This is a genomic window from Ruegeria sp. AB7, assembly GCF_056542625.1.
In genome coordinates this window covers 789,118-807,781 of sequence record NZ_JBQGAC010000001.1, presented here as the reverse complement: position 1 = coordinate 807,781, position 18,664 = coordinate 789,118, and the positions used below count along the sequence as shown (strand labels likewise).

Annotated in this window: 18 protein-coding genes; 11 read left to right on the top strand and 7 right to left on the bottom strand. The window is 55.9% G+C overall.

Translation table 11 applies throughout. From position 1 onward, the window contains the following. Position 1: 1 nt before the first annotated feature. The 3 genes from ACR0EN_RS04080 to ACR0EN_RS04070 all read right to left on the bottom strand — a co-directional run bounded on the left by ACR0EN_RS04080 (position 2) and on the right by ACR0EN_RS04070 (position 1,823). Positions 2 to 826, bottom strand: coding sequence for an arginyltransferase (locus ACR0EN_RS04080; protein ID WP_170396602.1), 825 nt, complete (start codon positions 824 to 826; stop codon positions 2 to 4). A gap of 74 nt (positions 827 to 900) precedes the next feature. Continuing rightward, the gene (locus ACR0EN_RS04075) at positions 901 to 1,332 is read right to left on the bottom strand and encodes an RDD family protein (protein ID WP_170396604.1); all 432 of its coding nucleotides are present in this window, start codon (positions 1,330 to 1,332) and stop codon (positions 901 to 903) included. 65 nt (positions 1,333 to 1,397) lie between these two features. Then, positions 1,398 to 1,823: a DUF2852 domain-containing protein gene (locus ACR0EN_RS04070; protein WP_170598123.1), complete on the bottom strand. Its 426-nt coding sequence runs from the start codon at positions 1,821 to 1,823 to the stop codon at positions 1,398 to 1,400. 263 nt (positions 1,824 to 2,086) lie between these two features. Between ACR0EN_RS04070 and ACR0EN_RS04065 the strand changes: the two genes are divergently transcribed. Next, positions 2,087 to 2,764 (top strand): aspartate/glutamate racemase family protein, encoded by a 678-nt coding sequence (locus ACR0EN_RS04065; protein WP_170817898.1) that lies wholly within the window; start codon positions 2,087 to 2,089, stop codon positions 2,762 to 2,764. Between the two features lie 784 nt (positions 2,765 to 3,548). Here ACR0EN_RS04065 and ACR0EN_RS04060 read toward each other — a convergent pair. Further along, complete coding sequence (locus ACR0EN_RS04060; protein WP_255612072.1) at positions 3,549 to 4,184, bottom strand: response regulator transcription factor; 636 nt, start codon at positions 4,182 to 4,184, stop codon at positions 3,549 to 3,551. A 215-nt stretch (positions 4,185 to 4,399) separates the two neighbouring features. On the opposite strand from ACR0EN_RS04060, the gene ACR0EN_RS04055 reads away from it, so the two are divergent. The 7 genes from ACR0EN_RS04055 to ACR0EN_RS04025 all read left to right on the top strand — a co-directional run bounded on the left by ACR0EN_RS04055 (position 4,400) and on the right by ACR0EN_RS04025 (position 11,331). Further along, on the top strand, positions 4,400 to 5,641 hold the full coding sequence (locus ACR0EN_RS04055) for a pyridoxal-phosphate-dependent aminotransferase family protein (RefSeq protein ID WP_480585313.1): 1,242 nt from the start codon (positions 4,400 to 4,402) through the stop codon (positions 5,639 to 5,641). A gap of 15 nt (positions 5,642 to 5,656) precedes the next feature. Further along, entirely contained in the window at positions 5,657 to 6,853 is a 1,197-nt protein-coding gene (locus ACR0EN_RS04050) for a malate--CoA ligase subunit beta (protein ID WP_480585311.1), read from the top strand. After that, entirely contained in the window at positions 6,853 to 7,743 is an 891-nt protein-coding gene (gene sucD / locus ACR0EN_RS04045) for a succinate--CoA ligase subunit alpha (protein ID WP_170613799.1), read from the top strand. The genes ACR0EN_RS04050 and sucD overlap by 1 nt, the downstream gene beginning before the upstream one ends. Then, positions 7,743 to 8,714 (top strand): 2-hydroxyacid dehydrogenase, encoded by a 972-nt coding sequence (locus ACR0EN_RS04040; RefSeq protein WP_170818144.1) that lies wholly within the window; start codon positions 7,743 to 7,745, stop codon positions 8,712 to 8,714. The genes sucD and ACR0EN_RS04040 overlap by 1 nt, the downstream gene beginning before the upstream one ends. A 28-nt stretch (positions 8,715 to 8,742) precedes the next feature. Beyond that, positions 8,743 to 9,720 (top strand): HpcH/HpaI aldolase/citrate lyase family protein, encoded by a 978-nt coding sequence (locus ACR0EN_RS04035; protein ID WP_170817896.1) that lies wholly within the window; start codon positions 8,743 to 8,745, stop codon positions 9,718 to 9,720. A 622-nt stretch (positions 9,721 to 10,342) separates the two neighbouring features. After that, a complete protein-coding gene (locus tag ACR0EN_RS04030) occupies positions 10,343 to 10,921 on the top strand; it encodes a Gfo/Idh/MocA family protein (protein ID WP_480585309.1) in 579 nt (192 codons plus the stop codon). Further along, the gene (locus tag ACR0EN_RS04025) at positions 10,897 to 11,331 is read left to right on the top strand and encodes a Gfo/Idh/MocA family oxidoreductase (RefSeq protein ID WP_480503328.1); all 435 of its coding nucleotides are present in this window, start codon (positions 10,897 to 10,899) and stop codon (positions 11,329 to 11,331) included. The genes ACR0EN_RS04030 and ACR0EN_RS04025 overlap by 25 nt, the downstream gene beginning before the upstream one ends. Before the next feature lie 342 nt (positions 11,332 to 11,673). Here ACR0EN_RS04025 and ACR0EN_RS04020 read toward each other — a convergent pair whose 3' ends face one another. The 3 genes from ACR0EN_RS04020 to ACR0EN_RS04010 all read right to left on the bottom strand — a co-directional run bounded on the left by ACR0EN_RS04020 (position 11,674) and on the right by ACR0EN_RS04010 (position 15,393). After that, positions 11,674 to 13,353 (bottom strand): BCCT family transporter, encoded by a 1,680-nt coding sequence (locus ACR0EN_RS04020; RefSeq protein ID WP_170396620.1) that lies wholly within the window; start codon positions 13,351 to 13,353, stop codon positions 11,674 to 11,676. A gap of 27 nt (positions 13,354 to 13,380) precedes the next feature. Next, on the bottom strand, positions 13,381 to 14,439 hold the full coding sequence (locus ACR0EN_RS04015) for a hybrid-cluster NAD(P)-dependent oxidoreductase (protein WP_170626693.1): 1,059 nt from the start codon (positions 14,437 to 14,439) through the stop codon (positions 13,381 to 13,383). 78 nt (positions 14,440 to 14,517) lie between these two features. Then, entirely contained in the window at positions 14,518 to 15,393 is an 876-nt protein-coding gene (locus ACR0EN_RS04010; RefSeq protein WP_170817894.1) for a LysR family transcriptional regulator, read from the bottom strand. A 125-nt stretch (positions 15,394 to 15,518) separates the two neighbouring features. Between ACR0EN_RS04010 and ACR0EN_RS04005 the strand changes: the two genes are divergently transcribed. The 3 genes from ACR0EN_RS04005 to ACR0EN_RS03995 all read left to right on the top strand — a co-directional run bounded on the left by ACR0EN_RS04005 (position 15,519) and on the right by ACR0EN_RS03995 (position 18,588). Beyond that, on the top strand, positions 15,519 to 16,601 hold the full coding sequence (locus ACR0EN_RS04005; RefSeq protein ID WP_480585308.1) for an amidohydrolase family protein: 1,083 nt from the start codon (positions 15,519 to 15,521) through the stop codon (positions 16,599 to 16,601). Positions 16,602 to 16,618: 17 nt separating this feature from the next. Then, on the top strand, positions 16,619 to 16,972 hold the full coding sequence (locus tag ACR0EN_RS04000) for a Rieske (2Fe-2S) protein (protein WP_480585306.1): 354 nt from the start codon (positions 16,619 to 16,621) through the stop codon (positions 16,970 to 16,972). 692 nt (positions 16,973 to 17,664) lie between these two features. After that, positions 17,665 to 18,588: a hypothetical protein gene (locus ACR0EN_RS03995; protein ID WP_480585304.1), complete on the top strand. Its 924-nt coding sequence runs from the start codon at positions 17,665 to 17,667 to the stop codon at positions 18,586 to 18,588. The last annotated feature ends 76 nt before the right edge of the window (positions 18,589 to 18,664 follow it).

Genomic DNA, 18,664 nt, shown 5'->3' with positions numbered 1-18,664 from the left:
ATTAACCTTTGGTGGGGTGGCGGTCAGGCAGTTGGATGTTGGCCACCTGCTCGGCAATCGGGGCCGACGAAAGGGGGTGGTGGGCCGTATGGTCACACTGCTCGGGATTTTTAATTCGCTGCCATTCACCCTGCATATAGACCTGCAAGCCCGCGAATTTGGCCTTGTACCCCATCTTGGGGCTGCCGGGCACCCAATAGCCCAGATAAATATAGGGCAACCCAGCCTCGCGCGCGATCTCGATATGGTCGAGAATCATGTAAGTGCCCAGCGAGCTTTGCTGGAACTCTGGATCGTAGAATGAGTAAACCATGCTCAGCCCGTCATCCAGTACATCGGTCAAACTGACGGCGATCAACTCGCCGGTTTCGGGATCGGCATATTCTACGACTCGGCTGCGGATCGGGGTTTCCTCGATCATCGCGGCAAATTCGAAGACATCCATATCGGCCATGCCGCCATCCGCATGGCGCGCGTCCAGATACCGACGGAACAGGTCGAACTGTTCATCCGTTGCCCAGGGCGATGTTGCACGTCGGATCAAGTAGGAATTGCGCTTGTGGGCCCGTTTTTGGCTTTTGCTTGGCTGAAAGGCTGACACATCGATACGGGCAGACAGACAGGCGGCGCAGTCGGTGCAGGACGGGCGATACAGTACGTTCTGCGAGCGGCGAAATCCTTGTTGCGAAAGGCAATTGTTCAATTGATCCGCACCTTCCCCCTGTAGGGCGGTGAACAGTTTGCGCTCCATCCTGCCCTCAAGGTAAGGGCAGGGCTGGGGTGCCGTCACATAGAATTGTGGCGCAATTGGCAGCGTGTGTCGCATGAAGGTCCCGCATTTCCTCGGAACCGATGATAGCAACGGTTTTTGGCGCAGCCAAGTGTTTCACTCAGGTGTTTTTAGGCGCGCTGGTTGATCATCACGGTGCCGAGGAAGGCATCGGTCAGGCCCTGACAGCGGGCGCTGGTCATCATCATGATGACCGAAATGATCTGTAGTACCGGGATCGCCATGCTGACAAAGTAACCTGCCGTATGTGCAATGGCTTTGCCCGTATCCATCCGGGCGCCAAACGCGTCACGCAGCTCGATCCCCATGAACCGCATCCCCAGCGTGGCCGAGCCGTTGGCGATGGTGACGACGCGATAGACAAAGCTGATGACGGCGTAGATCAGCGCCAGAATGAAGAAGCCCATGCCAAAGGTCAGCAGGATCGCAACCGTGCAGAGCAATGAGATAAAGGCGATATCGAACAGCCACGCAAAAAAGCGCTTGGTCGCTACGGACTGATAGAATTCGGGTTGGCTGTCAGGGTCAGGCAGATGAGACATATACTGTGGTCCGGGTCTTGTACGGTAACACCCTGTCCCGATGGCCGGGACAGGGCAAGTTGCGATCAGGCAGTTTGTTCGCCATTTTCGCTGTCGTCACGGTTGTCGCGGGCGCGTTCATCCATGAACTCGTCGAATTCGGCCTTGTCCTTGGCTTCGCGCAGGCGGTGCAAGAAGGCCTCAAAGTCTTTCTGTTCGCGCTCCAACCGGGCCAGAGTGTCGGCCTTGTAGGCGTCAAACGCGCTGTTGCCCGAAGGTTTCATGGCGCTCATGTGGCTGTTCCACGACGAACGGCGGCTGCAGGATTTGCTGAACATGCGTTTGCTCCAGATCATATAGGCAAGAAAGGCCAGGCCGATGGGCCAGAAGAAGATAAAGCCAAGGACCATTGCGGCGATCCAGGCGCCTTTGCCCTTGCTATCAAGCCAGGCTTCGCTTCGGTGCAGCCATCCCGGATTTTGGGGAACGGCGTGGTCGGACAATGCGGTCATGTGCTCTCTCCAGTTAGGATGTAAATGCTTTTCACATTACCAAGATGGGAGGGGGGATAGGTGGTTGCAAGGGGGTATGTGAAAAAGATTTACATTTTTCGGAATCCAGCGTCTGACCGGGCGGATCAATCAGCGGGGTGAAGCGCGCCATGGTTTTATTCAAATTTCGACATGGATAATTGCAGCAAGTCGTTTTCTGGTTTCTTCGCTCACTGGTCCCCGGATCAAAGCCGCCTATCTGGGCGGAGAAGTGTGAGGACGCTGTGAAACTGCTTGTTGTAAATCCCAACACCACCGCCTCCATGACGCGAAAGATCGAAGAAGCTGCACGGGCCGCTGCGCATTCCGAAACCACGATCATTGCCGCCAATTCGCAAGAAGGCCCCGCCAGCATTCACGGCTATCTGGATGTCTCTACCTGTGTACCCGGTCTTCTGGAGGTCGTGAAGGCGCATGCTGATGCGGACGCAATTGTTGTTGCTTGTTTCGATGATACCGGAGTCGACGCCGTGCGCTGCGTCACTTCGGCGCCAGTCATCGGCGTTGGGGAGGCGGCCTACCACGCGGCGTCCATGATCAGTCCAAAATTTAGCGTCATCACCACTTTGTCCCGATCTCTAGCAGGGCTAGAGGCAAACTTGTTGCGATACGGCTTAGATTGCAGATGTGTCAGGGTTCGGGCTTCGGATGTGCCGGTTTTGAAGCTGGAGGAAAACGACCCCAAGACCATCGATATAATACGGGCAGAGATACGCGCCGCAATCGAAGAAGACCGAGCGGAAGCGATTGTTCTGGGCTGCGCTGGCATGACAGATCTGATGTCACAACTGTCCGAAGAGTTCGGCCTGCCGGTGGTAGATGACGTTGCATGTGCCGTCACTTTTGCCGAAGCCCTTGTCAAATCCAGATTGACGACGTCAAAGCTTTGTTCTTATTCCTAGCCGGTTTTTTTACTAGTTGCGTCAGAGGTCGAGTGGTAGCAATGGCATGTTGCTTATCAAAATTGTTAATTGATGCGTTCAATCGTTGAAATTAGTTGATGCACAAGATCATTTGCCGCGGCGGATGGCAGGCAATGCGCAGGGCGCATGATTGAAATATTTAGCGCAACATCGGGAAAGAATGCTCGAAAGACAACCGAAGGCGATTATTACTGCCCGTTGATGTATCCGCTCACGGTGGTCGTGTCGCAAAGACTATGGCAAAGCTCTTTTTCGACCAGTCAAGTCAGGGTGAAAGGCTCTGAGTTCGAAGCCGTGTTCGAACCGAGTTTACTACAGAACGAAGGCAACGAGGGTTGCGATCAGGTTCGGGTCCCCCAACTGAATCGCTGCCCTTGGGCGGCCCAATAGCGATTTGGTGTCCCGTGTATATCCTAGAATTACGGGCACAAAATCTGGGCTAGAGCATCAGCGTATATCTGCGTCCAGAAATTCAGTGCACAGCAACAACGCCTCAAAGTAGGCATAGCCCGCTGGTTTGCCCCTGATCTACGCCAGCCGGTCCGACGCGATGTCCATGGCCCAGATGTCATTCATACGCTCAACTTCTGATCGGCTGGATCAGCGCGCTCAAATCAGCGGGGGTAACGCTCGACGAAAGGTAAGTGACGCATATGATCCGCAAAGGTCAAATCACACCCGGAATCTGTCCGTTTCATCAATTCGCTGAACCAGCCGCTTAGCAATCTAAACCTTAGCAACGGACGTCACGAGGTTTCGCAGTTCACGAGTTTCCGTTGTCCAGTTTTGAAGCGTAATAGAAGGCAATCGCCTGCGCGCGGTTCTTGATCGACAGCTTGTCGTATATGTTCGACAGATGGAACTTTACCGTGTTGGTCGAAATCTGCAGCTCTTTCGACAATTCCTTGTTGGACATGCCCTGCGCCAGTGCCTCAAGGATAGCGAGTTCCTTGCGCGACAGAGTCTGCAACGGGTTTTGATGCATTTTGCGCACGTCGATATAGGGAAATACCATTTTGCCCTTAGCGACATCGACACAGGTTTCCAGCAAGCCTTCGACCTCGCCCGAACGCGGCGCGAACCCTGCGGCCCCGGCCTGCATAGCCTGACGCGGTACGTCCCCAGCCTCGTCCCCATAGACCACAAAGCGTGGCGCGTTGGTCTGCTCGCGCAGAACCTCAATCAGTTTTGCCGCGCCCAAAGCAGGAAGTTCCCAGGACACGATCCCCACCTGAACCGGCACCCGCATGACTGTGCCCAGAAATCCCTCGGCGGTCGCTGAAGTGGCCACCAGAGAGAATCGCGGGTCGCGCTCGAAGATCTCGGACATGGCCGACAGCACCAAAGGGTTGTTGTTGGCCAGCATGACATCAATGGGGCGTTGAGATGTGTCGGACATTGTTTTCCCGTCTGATTTTATCTAAACCTACCCATTTTGGTGGGGATGCTTTCAGTATACATTGGCATATTTACCAAAATGGGTAGGTTAATACCCACCTAACAAGATATGCTAAAGCTGTAGTAAGTTACGTTGTGCCCCGGCGCAAGTTTCAGTTTTCCTCTGGGTCAAGGCGATCGGCGGTATCGAACACACCCGACGCACAGGAGGAGCACATGACGTTTCAGATTTATCCAACGCTCGACATCCCCGAGACGCTGGCCGCTGGCCCAGGACCGGGAAACACCGACGCACGTGTTTTGCAGGCGTTTGCCAGCGCCGGCGTTGCCGACCACATGCAGAGCGACGTGCTGCGTGGCATGATCGAATGCAAGCACATGCTGCGTCTGATCTGGGGCACCGCCAACACCCATACCTTCGCGGTTGCTGGCACCGGATGGAGTGGGCTGGACACCATGTTCTCGGCGGTGATGCCGGGTGACAAGGTTGTGGCATTCACCAATGGCACCTTCTCGGGCATCGATGCGATGACTCTGCGGATCAAGGCTGCAACACCGGAAGAGCACGCGACCAACCCTCTGGACCCACAAGCCGCGAGTGTCGCCGTTATTGAAATTCCCCACGGCCAGCCCGTCACAGGCGAGATGGTCGAAGAGGTGTTGGCCACGCACAAACCGAAGTGGGCCTTCATGGCGCATTGGGAAACCGGGTCGGGTCGGGTCAACGACCTGCGCGGCTTCTCGGATGCCTGTGAACGCCACGATGTGATGGGTTTGATCGATGCCGTATCGTCGTTGGGTATCGCGGATTTCCGCATCGATGACTATCCGGGTGTCGCGGGATGGGCCTCGTGCCCGCAAAAAGGGCTGTGCTGCCTACCGCTGACCTATGCGCCGGTCAGCTTCACCGACGCTTATATCGACGCGCTGAAGACCTCCGGCGCCTATACATACGTCCACAACCCGATTTTCGAAGCACGCCACTGGGGCATCGTTGACGGGCAAGACGTGGAAAAGGGCACCTATCACCGTACCCATTCGGGCTATGCGGTCGCCGCCTTCCATGAATCGCTACGCCTGACTCTGCAGGAGGGATTGGCCAAACGTGCGCATTCCTATCGCACGCATGAGGCCGTCCTGCGCGACGCCGTCACCGCGATGGGTTGCCAGGTCACATCGGACATGCCCAGCCTTGTGGTGCTGAACCTGCCCGCAGAGCTGGCGGGTCGTGAGATGGAGTTGGTACAGAACTGCCGCGCCCGTGGCTTTGGCATCTGGCCCACGCTCAGCGCCCCGGTTCAAGTCCGTATCGGCATCCTGAACCAGCTAACCCACCAATCGGTCAGTCGCATCGTCAGGCTGTTCGCCCAGGCCATCCGCGAGATGGGCGGCTCGGTTGATTTCGAAGCCATCGAAGCACTTTTGGAAAGTCGCTACGGCACATCTATCGCTGCATAACGGGAGGGAATGCAGATGGATATCCATGAATATCAGGCGAAAGAACTTCTTTCGAATTTCGGCGTCGAGGTCCCTTCGGGGGCTTTGGCCTACAGCCCCGAGCAAGCGGCATATCGCGCGCGTGAGTTGGGTGGTGACAAGTGGGTTATTAAGGCGCAAGTCCATGCTGGCGGGCGTGGAAAGGCCGGTGGTGTAAAGCTGTGCAACTCGGAAAGCGAAATATACGAGGCTTGTGACGAGATGTTTGGCCGCAAGCTGGTGACGCACCAGACCGGCCCCGAGGGCAAAGGCATCTACCGCGTCTATGTGGAGGCCGCCGTACCGATTGATCGCGAGATTTATCTGGGCTTTGTACTGGATCGGTCCAGTCAGCGGGTGATGATCGTGGCCTCTTCGGAAGGTGGGATGGAGATCGAAGAAATCTCATCTGAGCGCCCCGACAGTATCGTCCGCTCAATCGTTGAACCTGCCGTTGGACTGCAGGAGTTTCAGGCCCGCGAAATAGCGTTTAATCTGGGGCTGGAACCTCGCCTAATTCAACACATGGTCCGTACCCTGCAGGGTTGCTATGCTGCGTTCAGCGAGCTGGACGCGACTATGGTCGAGATCAACCCGCTGGTCATCACTGGTGACGACCGTGTGCTGGCGTTGGACGCGAAGATGAGCTTTGACGACAATGCCCTGTTTCGCCATCCACAGGTTGCTGAATTGCGCGACAAAAGTCAGGAAGACCCGCGCGAAAGCCGCGCGGCGGATCGCGGACTGTCTTATGTCGGACTGGACGGCAATATCGGCTGTATCGTGAACGGTGCCGGTTTGGCCATGGCCACGATGGACACCATCAAGCTGGCTAGGGGTGAACCTGCGAACTTTCTGGACATCGGTGGCGGTGCCTCGCCCGAGCGGGTGGCCAAGGCGTTCCGACTGGTACTGTCCGATGACAACGTTCAGGCGGTGCTGGTCAATATCTTCGCAGGCATCAACCGCTGTGACTGGGTGGCCGAGGGCGTAGTACAGGCGCTGCGCGAGTTGGAAATCGACCTGCCGGTCATCGTGCGTCTGGCGGGTACCAATGTCGAGGAAGGTCAGAAAATCCTGGCCAAATCGGGCCTGCCAATCATCCGCGCGACAACCCTTATGGAAGCCGCTGAACGCGCTGTGGGTGCATGGCGCAACGATCTGTCCCAAAACACCAAGATGAGGGCTGTGTAATGAGCATTCTTCTGGACCGCGACACCCGCGTTATCGTTCAGGGCATCACCGGACGCATGGCGCGCCTGCATACCAAGGATATGGTGCAATATGGCACCAACGTCGTTGGCGGCGTTGTTCCCGGCAAAGGCGGAGAGACCGTCGAAGGCGTACCCGTATTCGACACCGTCAAACAGGCGGTTGAGGCCACTGGCGCCGAGGCTAGCCTTGTCTTCGTGCCTCCGCCGTTTGCGGCGGATTCGATCATGGAGGCCGCAGATGCCGGTATTCGCTATTGCGTCTGCATCACCGACGGCATCCCCGCGCAGGACATGATCCGCGTAAAACGCTACATGTACCGCTATCCTAAGGACAAGCGCATGGTGCTGACCGGTCCGAACTGTGCCGGTACCATCAGCCCCGGTAAGGCGCTGCTGGGTATCATGCCGGGACATATCTACCTGCCAGGCAATGTGGGCATCATCGGACGCTCGGGCACGCTGGGTTATGAGGCTGCGGCGCAGTTGAAAGAGCGCGGCATCGGTGTCTCAACCAGCGTCGGCATTGGCGGCGATCCAATCAACGGCTCGTCCTTCCGCGATATCCTTGAGCGGTTCGAACAGGACGAAGACACCGAGGTCATAGCTATGATCGGCGAGATCGGTGGCCCTCAGGAAGCCGAGGCTGCAGAATATATCCGTGACCACGTCACCAAGCCTGTTGTGGCCTATGTCGCGGGTCTGACCGCGCCCAAGGGCCGGACCATGGGCCATGCTGGCGCGATCATCTCGGCCTTTGGCGAAAGCGCCAGCGAGAAGGTGGAAATCCTGTCAGCGGCTGGTGTGACGGTTGCTGAAAACCCCGCGGTGATCGGCGAAACCATCGCCCGTGTCATGGGAAAGGCTGCGTGATGGTCAAACCTTCGGTCCTTGTCACCCGTCGCTGGCCTACCGCCGTCGAGGCGCAACTGGCCGAAAACTACAACGCCGTGCTGAATACCGGGGACATTCCGATGTCTCCGGCTGAACTCCGCGACGCGTTGAAGACATACGACGCGGTTCTGCCGACAGTGACAGATACACTGAGCGCCGAGGCGCTGGACGTACCAACCGCACAAACCAAGATTTTGGCGAACTACGGCGTGGGTTACAGCCACATCTGTGAACCGGCGGCCCGAGATCTGGGTATGACGGTCACGAACACGCCGGATGTCCTGTCCGAATGCACCGCTGATTTGGCCATGACGCTGCTGCTGATGGCCGCTCGGCGCGCGGGCGAGGGTGAACGCGAGCTGCGCGCTGGCGGCTGGACCGGCTGGCGTCCGACCCATTTGGTCGGCACCAAGGTCAGCGGCAAGACGCTGGGTATCATCGGCTTTGGCCGCATCGGTCAGGAAATGGCCCGCCGCGCTCATCACGGTTTCGGCATGAAAATTCTCGTACAGAACCGCAGCACCGTGTCGCCAGACGTACTGAAGCAATTCAACGCCACGCAGGTCGAGACAGTGGACGATCTGTTACCGCAGTGCGATTTCGTCTCGCTGCATTGCCCCGGCGGGGCCGCGAACCGGCACCTGATCAACGGGCGCAGGCTGGACTTGATGAAACCCGACGCCTTCCTGATCAACACCGCGCGCGGTGAGGTGGTGGACGAGCGCGCTTTGGTACAGTCGCTGATGTTCGACACGATCGGCGGCGCTGCGCTGGATGTTTTCGACGGCGAGCCGCGCATCAACCCTGACCTGTTGCAATGCGACAACTTGGTGATGCTGCCGCATCTGGGCAGCGCAACAAAAGAATCGCGCGAAGCCATGGGCTTTCGCGTGCTGGACAATCTGGGCGACTTCTTCGCTGGTCGCCCACCCCGTGACCGCGTGATCTGACGAACCCTTCTTCAAAGGAGCAAAACCCATGAGCTTTTATGCCATCGAACAGGCCCCCGCGCGCCTGAACCGCAGCGAACTCGCCGTGCCGGGCAGCCAGCCCGGCATGTTCGAAAAAGCCGCGAACTCGGATGTGGACGTGATCTTCCTAGATCTCGAAGACGCGGTAGCCCCGGATGAAAAAGAGCAGGCCCGCAAGAACATCATTAAAGCCCTGAACGATATCGACTGGGGCAGCAAGACAATGTCGGTGCGCATCAACGGGCTGGATACGCATTACATGTATCGCGATGTTGTGGATGTAGTCGAACAAGCCGGTGAGCGGCTGGACCTGATCATGATCCCCAAGGTCGGCACAGCAGCAGATGTCTATGCCGTCGATATGATGGTCACGCAGATCGAAGACGCGATGGGTTACAAGAAACGCATCGGGTTCGAGCATATCATCGAGACCGCTCTGGGCATGCAGAATGTCAGCGAAATCGCGGCGGCCTCGAACCGCAATGAGAGCCTGCACTTCGGTGTGGCGGACTATGCAGCCTCGACCCGCGCGCGAACCACGATCATTGGTGGCGTGAACCCCGACTATTCGGTTCTGACTGACCCGGATGGCGATGCTGCGCGCGCGACCCATTGGGGCGATATGTGGCACTACGCGCTCGCCCGTATGGTTGTCGCCGCCCGTGCCAACGGTCTGCGTCCGATTGATGGTCCGTTCGGTGATTTTCAGGATCCTGAAGGCTATAAGGCAGCTGCCAAAAGGGCGGCGGTGTTGGGCTGCGAAGGCAAATGGGCCATCCACCCCAGCCAGATCGCGTTGGCGAACGAGGTCATGTCACCCAGCGATGCCGAAGTCACCAAGGCCCAGCGTATCCTTGTTGCTATGGCCGAAGCCGAGACCGCAGGCAAAGGTGCGGTGTCTCTGGATGGTCGTCTGATCGACTATGCCTCGATCCGCCAGGCGGAGGTCATGGTCGAAAAGGCTCGCCAGATCGCGGCTGCCTGATTTTAGCCCGCATTGGGCACTGAAGTAGGGGTGCGCACGCTTGCCTCGGCAGGTCCGGGGCAGGCAACATCTGCAGACTTCGGTGGTCATTAAATCGATATGGCTGAAGTCTGCAACATACTATCTTGAACACTCACAGCCTTGCCTGAAAACGATGTTTTTCGGACCAAACCAGATGGGTTCTGTCGCAATCTACGATCCCAACTGTCGCTTGCAAGGTAGTTCTTTTGGCGGCGTTCGCAAAACAGACAGGAGCGGTATGTACTGATCTTACTCAAGGGAGCACAATTTCCTGATGAAGTGATCTTCCACGCGGTTTTCCACTACCTGCGCTAGCGTGTTTCTTGCGGGGACCCAGAAGAAACCATGTCGGAGCGGAGCGTAGTCTTGGACCACGCTGCACTGAACCGCCTTTTGAAGGAGACCAATAGCAGACCGTCAACTGGATAATACCTTTCGCCAAACAGGCGCTAGATCTACCAAGGTCAATAGTCAAAAGATTGCAACGGGTCCCGTTACGACAGAACCGACTTCTATAAAGTGGCAACGGCGCAAACGCGGTTTTGAACCATGTCAATTTTGACGACGACAGCAGGGGGCCAAGACGTTCAATCAGTGTCGCATGATAGGTATTAAGCCAGATGACCTAAGCCTCGGTCAAAAACTGAATCTGCAGCATGGTGGTTTGAACAGGGCACCATGTCAGGTTCGAAAGCTGCATGAACCCGTCATCGACTCTTACGATCTCGAACAGGTTTTCGATCCGGATACCGAACTATTCGGGCACATAAGAGCCTGGTTCGCAAAGATGGGCGATCTTGAAACCGAACGTGATGCCGAGTACGCCATTCTGCGCTTCCGACATGCGTCATCAGCTCATTTTATACTGACTCACAACTACACGGGTTATCCAATGGTTCGTCAGGCACGTGGCATGGTGCGTGCGGGCGAGTTGAGCAAGCTGCGGTTGGTGCAAGTGGAATATGCGCAAGACTGGCTGGCCGTACCCACCGCATCGGACAACAAGCAGTCCGACCGGCGCACCGACCCAATTCGGTCCGGTGCTGGTGTAATTGGTGATATCGGTACTCACGCGTTCAATCTGGCACATTTTGTAACTGCGAAGTGCCATCGCACCTTGCCGCTGACCTTTCAAGCTTGGTTCCGGGCCGCCAGGTGGACGACAACGCCCACGTCTTGATGCGCTATGCTAGTGGCGCGCGTGGAATGCTATGGGCCAGTCACGTGGCCGTGGGAAACGAAAACGGCCTGCGTTTGCGGGTTTATGGCGAACGTGGTGGTCTGGAGTGGTCACAGGAACACCCCAACCACCTACAATTCACCCGCTTTGGCCAGCCTATGCAGCTCCTGACACGTGGATCAGGATCGGTGCTGCCGCAAGCCGCCCAACGAGCAACTCGTATCCCTCCGGGCCACCCTGAAGGATATTTGGAAGGCTTTGCAACCCTCTACGCCGAGGCCGCCGAACTGATCCGATGTGAGGATAAGGCGGACCACTTACTGCCCGGTCTTTTTGACGGTTTGTTGGGTATGGCATTTATCTCAAGCGTACTGGCATCGGCCAAGACGAAGGCCGATGGTGCCGCATGAGTGCATAAGGGTTCTGCAGCGAAGCCTCCTGAAGTTTTAAGAAATGCATCTGACCTGCGGTATAAAGTGGTCAGTTCTTTGAGTTTTTGAAAGGAACAGACTCCGAGCGTTAGCTGACCTTTACGGATCATGTGCGCGACCTCGATTGTCGGCAAAAAGGTGCGGGGCGATACTTGTAGTAAAGCGTCCACATTGGCCGACATTGTCGCAAACAACTTCAAACTGGAATACAGATTTGAATCAGTTTCAGTTTGCTCACACATTTGATGGGTTGGCATTGAGGGCCAGACAGAAAATGGCCTCCGAAATACCGGAGGCCAATCAAAGATATTTCCTCAACCTCTATTCGGCCGGCATAGTCGTTGCTTCAGCTGAGATTGTTGTCGCGATGCCCGCTGCTTCGCGCCGCCCATCATTCCAGATTGCTTTGATCAGTGCGATGCACATCAACGCCATTACAATAGAGAAGGGCAATGCACCTATCACCATAGCGGTCTGGATGGCTCCGGTACCACCTGAGACAAGCAAGCCCCCGACAACAAGTGCCAGAGCTGCGCCCCAGAACATGATGTGAGGCCTTGCCTTGGGACCTTCGTCGCCAGCTGCGTTGATCGTATTCACGATCAGCACGGCCGAGTCTGCAGACGTGACAAGGAACGTCATCAGCAGGACAACGATCACGGCGGCCATTGCCCACGCCAATGCTTCTGCAATCGGAGCAAGCATGTGTTCTGTCATCGCGAAGATCTTGTCGCCGTTCGCCGCATCCAGGATGACGCCGTTTGCGTCTCCGTTCAGTTCCAGGTCGATAGCCGTGCCTCCGGCCCAGGCGAACCAGACAAAGCACATTAGTGCGGGAACAATCATCGCGCCCAACACGAACTCACGGATTGTCCGGCCTCTGGAAATCCGCGCCAGGAACAAACCGACGAAAGGTGCGAACGCGATCCACCACGCCCAATAGAAGACCGGCCACCAGCCTTGCCACTGCGCAAGAAGGAACGCTTCCGACCCTTCAACACCATCAGATGTGTATACGTTGAAGCTCAGCCATGGCAGCGCGACCACATAGTCCCATATGCCTACAAAAAACGCTTTGGCGCCAAAGAAGGTCGCTCCGAACAGGATGAAGAACCCCAGAAGGAAGATCGACAGGCCCATATTGATGTTCGAAAGCCATTTGATGCCCTTGCCAACACCGGACAGGGCCGACAAGGTCGACGCGCCCATGATGACAAGCAGAGCGACGACGATACCCAAGTTTGTCGCAGAACCATCGGGCTGTGCGAGCCCACCGATGCCGATGCGTGTGAGACCTGCAACGAACTGTTCAACACCGAAGCCGAGCGTCTGGGCTACCCCAAGAATAGTGGCGACAACGGCGACGATGTCGATCAGATGACCGAGGTTGCCCGACAGTGATTTACCAAACAGTGGGGTCAATGAGGAGCGGATCGTTAGCGGCAGTCCGCGACGATAGCTGAAGAAAGCAAGCGCCAAGCCAGCTATCGCATAGCATGCCCACGCCCCGAAACCCCAATGTAGGTATGACCAAACATACGCCGTTCGGACATTGTCTGCATCCAGTGCAGTCGTCACCCCCTGAATAACGGACGGATTGTTCTTGAAATGCGCGACAGGTTCGGCGACCGCCCAAGTTAACATTCCGACACCGATGCCCGCGCCAAACATCATCGAGAACCAGGAAAAGTTAGAGAACTCGGGTTTCTCGCCCTCTACGCCAAGTTTCATACGTCCTGCAGTTGGCCAGATGGCCAGCCCAATACAGACGATGACAAACCCGGTAACAACCCAGATATACCAGGCAGCAAACTGCGAAAGAATGGCGGCATTCCAATCGCCAAGAATTCTACCCGCCTGTGTTGGCCAGACTATGCACCAAACAACCAGCAGGCTGATGACGATCTTGCTGATCACCGTCACGTTGACGCTGAACCCCCGGTAAAAACCGTTGTCGGCGGTTTTTATCGGAAGTTCCGATAGTGGTGGTTTCATTGACATTTGTATTCCTCCCTTTGAATCTCCGCTTCACGCGTCGAGCGCGACCGGGCCTTTCGGCCAACTGCAACAGGCCAGCACATACCCTTGCTCGGTATCACCGGGTTGCAGGCCGCCCATGTCCTGCATCTCAACATCGCCCTGAGTGAGGCGCACTTTGCAGTTGCCGCAAACGCCCTGCTGGCAGGCCGAGTCGATCCAGACGCCTGCGTTCAGCGCAGCCTCTAGCAAGGTCTCGCCCTCGGCGGCATGACCGTGCAGACCGCTGAGTGAGAAATAGACCTCACCCCCCGTGCCGCTGCTTTCTTCGATAGTGATCTTTTCGCCAAAGCTTTCTTCGTGGACAGCGGCAAACGGAATGACAGAAGCCACATCACGGGCTGCTTTCATGAACCCTTCGGGACCGCACATGAAAATGCTGCGCTCGGCGTGATCAGGCACAAGTCGCTGCAGCAAATCTGCCGATATCTGACCGATTTCACCCTCAAACCCATCATTCGCTTCATCCACAATGGTATGGATGGTCACGTTGGCGAAGCGTCGGTTCAAAAACTCAAGCTGGTCGCGGAAAATGATGTCCCTAGGCGAGCGAGCGAAATGCACGAAAACGATGTCTTTCGGCAAGGTCACGTCGGTGACGTATTGCAGCATCGACATGACCGGGGTGACACCCGAGCCACCGGACAGGAACAATGGCTTATCGCTGGGGATATCCACCCAGTTGAAGCCACCGGTGATATCTGCAATCTCGATCTCTGTTCCGGGGACCATCTGATCGTTCAGATAGTTGGACACAACCCCACCGGGCACGCGCTTGACGGTGACCTGAATGTTGTGGGGCCGGGTCGGCGTGGACGAGATCGAATAGGCGCGTACATGCTGCTTGCCCTCGATCTCGAAACAGAAGGTCACGTATTGGCCTGGTTTGAAGTCGAAGCTGCGGCTTTGCGTGTCTTCAAAGACGAAGGTCTTGCTGTCATGCGTTTCATCGATCACCGCTTTGCAGGTCAAAGTGGCAGGCCCACCTGCGTAGCAGGGTTGGTTGTTGGCTGAACTCAGGGAAAACGGACTGTCCGTCGCAACGAGCATCTTGCGGAAACCTCCAGAATAGGGTTCGCGCGAGGATAATGGTGCGAGGGGACTGAAAAACGGTGCAGAATTGCGGTATCAATCGGTTAGAGCGATTGATCTGTGTTGGATTAGTTCTTTGAACAGGGTGACAGCTTGCGCCACCAGCGGGTCATGGCGTTTTCGAACGTGCACGATGGAATAGATGGGCTGTGGGATCACCGGTGCGTCAGTAACCTGTTGCAATGTTGGATACTCGGCACACAGACCCGGTGCGGCAAATCCGGGGAAATATGCCGTTCCGCCGTTGGCTTTTAGGAAATCCAAAGCCAGATCATTGCTGCCCACCAGGGTCGAGCTTTGCGGCTGATCCAAAAACGCCTCGTCATGCTGGCGGTCAAAATATGATGTGTAGGCCACCTGAATGTAGCGCGTCCATGGAACGTCCTCGATACGGTCACAATCGGTGGACAGCATTATATAGCTTTCGCTGCCCAATTCGCTGACAAACATGTCAGGCGCCCGCTGCGGGACAAAAACAATACCGATATCGGTCTCGCCGGTCAGAACATCCCGCTGTATCTGTTGTGAGAAATTCGCCTCGAGATACAAGTCCAGATACGGGTTTCTTTCCCTGACTGCCTTAGTCCAGTCTATCAGCACGGATCGGGCCAAACTGAACTGAACTGATATACGCAAGCGTTGCCTGTTGCCGCTGCCACCCGCCTCAACATCGCGTCGTGCCAGACTCCAAGCAGCCAGCAGTGACCGGCAATGGGTCTCAAAGCGGCGCCCGGCGGCCGTGGGTTCAGCCCCGCCGCGCCCCCGTTCGAACAGGCGTGTGTCCAGCTCCTGCTCCAACTGACGGATGCGAGCGCTGACCGTGGATTGGGTCACATTCAGACGTTCGGCGGTGCGGTTGAAGTTCCGCGTTTCCAGAACATCCATGTAGGTCACTAAAAGCTGGCGATTCATTTAATCGGTAATCCCGATCGATAGGTGCGTTTCAATTGTATTTATTTGCCAAAGTTTCGCAGATATCAAGCATCGTTGAACAAGATGTAAGCCCGCCCTTTTGGCGCCAGCAACAGGAGAAGTTCATGTTCATCGTCGATTGCGACTGCCACAACTATTGGTGCAGCGCCACGGTTCTGGAACCCTACATGGAAGGTCTTTTCAAGGACATGTTCGTCCGGGGTGAACGCACCGGCCCACGTGGTGCATTCCCACATGGCCATCGTCCCTGGTTCCACCCCGAAGGATTTGCCCGCCATGACGTGAACCCGGTTGAGGAAGACGACAACTACTTGATAATGAAGGAAAAGCACCTCGATAAATACAATATCGACGTTGCGATCCTGACCGGCGACGAACCGATCGAAGCCTCAACGCTGGCCAACCCTTATTACGCCAATGCGCTGTGCAAAGCCTATAACGACTACATGATCGACTACTGGCTGCCCAAGGACGAGCGGTTCTGGGGCTCGATCGTGGTGGCACCGCAGGACCCGCATCTGGCCGCCGCTGAAATCCGCCGGGTTGGCGGCCACCCCCGTGTCGTTCAAGTCTTGGTGAGCCACGGTGCCGCACGCCCTTATGGCGACCCGTTCTATCACCCGATCTATGAGGCTTGCGCCGAAATGGGCTTGCCATTCGCTATGCATCTCGGCGGACAGGGCGGCATCAACTCGACCCCCATCGGGGCCGGGCCTTCGACCTTCTTCTGGGAAACCCACGCGATCCTGCCGCAGACGGCCATGACCCACATGGCCAGCCTGATCGCCCACGGCGTGTTTGAGAAATGGCCGGGCTTGAAAGTGGTAATAGTCGAATGTGGCGTCGCCTGGGTGCCCTCGGTTCTTTGGCGTCTAGATGCGAACTACAAGGCGCTGCGCAAGGAAACGCCGTGGCTCAAGCGTCTGCCGTCCGAGTACTTCAAGTCGAACATCCGCATGTCGACCCAGCCGTTGGAGCAGCCCGCGAATATCCAGCACCTGTGGGCCACGCTTGAGGCGATGGATGGAGAGAACACCCTGATGTTCGCGTCGGACTATCCGCATTGGGACTACGACGACGTCAACAAGCTGCATGTCCCGCCCGCATGGCGCGAGAAGATCTTCGGACTCAATGCGTTGGACGTATATACCCGTCTGCCACGCCCGATGGCGCATGCCGCCGAATAAAGAAGGAGACATCGACCATGGCAAACAAGTATTTCGCCTGCAAAACTGATGAAGTCCCCAGCGACGCGGCAAAGATCGTCACAGTTTCGAACATGCCCATCGGCGTTTTCAAACTCGACGACGGTTATCACGCTTTGCTCAACATCTGTCCTCACAAAGGTGCGGCCCTCTGCGAAGGCCCGGTCTGCGGTACGACCCGCCAAACGGACACAACCGAATTTGTCTATGATCGCGCCGGTGAAATCGTCCGTTGCGCCTGGCACGGTTGGGAATTCGACATTCGCAGCGGTGAGTTTCTTGTGGATTCGTCCATTAAAACGAGACGCTTCGATGTATCAGTAGAGGGCAGTGATCTCTTCGTGCATCTGTAAGAAGCGGGTTTCACGACGAAGGTCAGAAATATTTGGCAGTTCAATCTTTCCTCCCAGCTGCCTGCGCTGGCATTGTCTAGGCATAGGCAATGCCAGTATTATTTTTGAAACCGGAGATCCATCGCTGTGCTTTTCGTATTGGCTTGGAGGATGGCTATATGCACGTTCTGATTGGCCTACAGGAGGGCGCTCACCCTGGCCAGATATTCAATGAAAACAACTCATGGCTTGGCTAAGCCATTCTTACCAGCGCCCAAAACTATTTGTTTGATTGGCTTCATGAGGCATTGGGCATTTGCCACTTTTATGTCCCAGAAAACAGCAGACCGCGTAAATAGCTGTTCAAGGCCTTCTTGAAAACCATTGGGCTCATGAGATTTTCAAACTAAGGAAATGCATTTGAGCCCATATTTTACACGCCAATTCAGGTCCATTCGCAATTATCCCGCTTCCTCTGATCTACTGCAGTATAGAGTATTCAACTACAGCGGATTTACGTCTCAGTAATTCAGGCCAAGCGACGCAGCCCATCGGTTAAACGTTTCATTAAGAACGCTTAATAATCAAACCCTTCCATAGGGTTTGCACGATGGCTGCATACATAGTTTTCCGAGGAGTAATCAAGGGAGGTCGCTGAAATGGTTGTTGTGAACACAACTCATTGGCCGTTCGGGTCAGAGGAGAGTTTCATCTTGTCGACCGAACCAGGCCTAGCTTCGCAAGGCGGCGTATCTAGTTCGATTGATCAAGTCGATTTGCCTTTTTTGAACCTCGATCCCCATGATCTCGAAGGGAAAGAAGATCTGCCGGATATCGAACTGCGCGGGTTTTGGGACGGGGTGATCGACAGCACGGTCAGCGCGTATCAAGGTGCTGGGTCTCACGAGGTTGAGTTCAATCTTTCGATGGTGAACCACGAGATCACGACACGCGGAAGCGCCACGCTCATTTCCGAGCTGTACCATACACAGCAAGTCGCGCTTGAAACCATAAGCATGCATGGAACGGACATACCTGTTTCTTATGAGGCCCGGTCCGCCTTTGGATTTGAGGGCGTTCACATTGGTCAGGCAGCACAGTTTCAGCATCTGTCTATAGCCAGCGAACAGGGGGAGATGTTCGATGTGCATGGGTTCGATGCAAATGGCGATCTGGTTCTGGCGTCATACGGCTATTACGAGGTCGTCGAAATCGCAGGCAAGCTTCATCAAAACGGAATTTCTGATTTTGCGCTTAGTTTCGAGGTGTCGTTCGAGCTCGAAATGAATGAGACCGGTCTTTATGAAGTATTTGCTGCGGTCTCGTTCGATGGCCAAATTGACTTTAACCACGGAATGTCGCGCTTTTTTGAGTTTGAAGAGGATATGTATTTCCCAGCTCGCGATCTGGGGAGTGTGGAATTTGGCCCTTTGCCAGATGGCTTGTTCCAACAACTGGCGATGTTTCAGGCTCATATGGGTGACGCCTGGGACGAGTTGGTGAGTTTGAACGATCAGCTTGAGGCGGTGTTTCTGCAGCTTCGTGAAGACGAGCACTATGATGAGTGGGATTTGGCCGGGCAGGGGATTGAAAATCCGTTCACTTTCGATTTGCCGCCAGTGGATCAGTGGCTATAACGATTTGGACATTAGGCCCTTTCTGCTGTTCAATCGGACAGGGCTAAGCCAACTCTGTCCGATCATGTGCGCTGGC

Coding starts and splice junctions, on each gene's coding strand:
- ACR0EN_RS04055 (WP_480585313.1), top strand. CDS start 4,400: ATGACGTTTCAGATTTATCCAACGCTCGACATCCCCGAGACGCTGGCC.
- ACR0EN_RS04040 (WP_170818144.1), top strand. CDS start 7,743: ATGGTCAAACCTTCGGTCCTTGTCACCCGTCGCTGGCCTACCGCCGTC.
- ACR0EN_RS04020 (WP_170396620.1), bottom strand. CDS start 13,353: ATGTCAATGAAACCACCACTATCGGAACTTCCGATAAAAACCGCCGAC.
- ACR0EN_RS04015 (WP_170626693.1), bottom strand. CDS start 14,439: ATGCTCGTTGCGACGGACAGTCCGTTTTCCCTGAGTTCAGCCAACAAC.
- ACR0EN_RS04050 (WP_480585311.1), top strand. CDS start 5,657: ATGGATATCCATGAATATCAGGCGAAAGAACTTCTTTCGAATTTCGGC.
- sucD (WP_170613799.1), top strand. CDS start 6,853: ATGAGCATTCTTCTGGACCGCGACACCCGCGTTATCGTTCAGGGCATC.
- ACR0EN_RS04060 (WP_255612072.1), bottom strand. CDS start 4,184: ATGTCCGACACATCTCAACGCCCCATTGATGTCATGCTGGCCAACAAC.
- ACR0EN_RS04000 (WP_480585306.1), top strand. CDS start 16,619: ATGGCAAACAAGTATTTCGCCTGCAAAACTGATGAAGTCCCCAGCGAC.
- ACR0EN_RS04070 (WP_170598123.1), bottom strand. CDS start 1,823: ATGACCGCATTGTCCGACCACGCCGTTCCCCAAAATCCGGGATGGCTG.
- ACR0EN_RS04030 (WP_480585309.1), top strand. CDS start 10,343: ATGATAGGTATTAAGCCAGATGACCTAAGCCTCGGTCAAAAACTGAAT.
- ACR0EN_RS04010 (WP_170817894.1), bottom strand. CDS start 15,393: ATGAATCGCCAGCTTTTAGTGACCTACATGGATGTTCTGGAAACGCGG.
- ACR0EN_RS04035 (WP_170817896.1), top strand. CDS start 8,743: ATGAGCTTTTATGCCATCGAACAGGCCCCCGCGCGCCTGAACCGCAGC.
- ACR0EN_RS04075 (WP_170396604.1), bottom strand. CDS start 1,332: ATGTCTCATCTGCCTGACCCTGACAGCCAACCCGAATTCTATCAGTCC.
- ACR0EN_RS04080 (WP_170396602.1), bottom strand. CDS start 826: ATGCGACACACGCTGCCAATTGCGCCACAATTCTATGTGACGGCACCC.
- ACR0EN_RS04005 (WP_480585308.1), top strand. CDS start 15,519: ATGTTCATCGTCGATTGCGACTGCCACAACTATTGGTGCAGCGCCACG.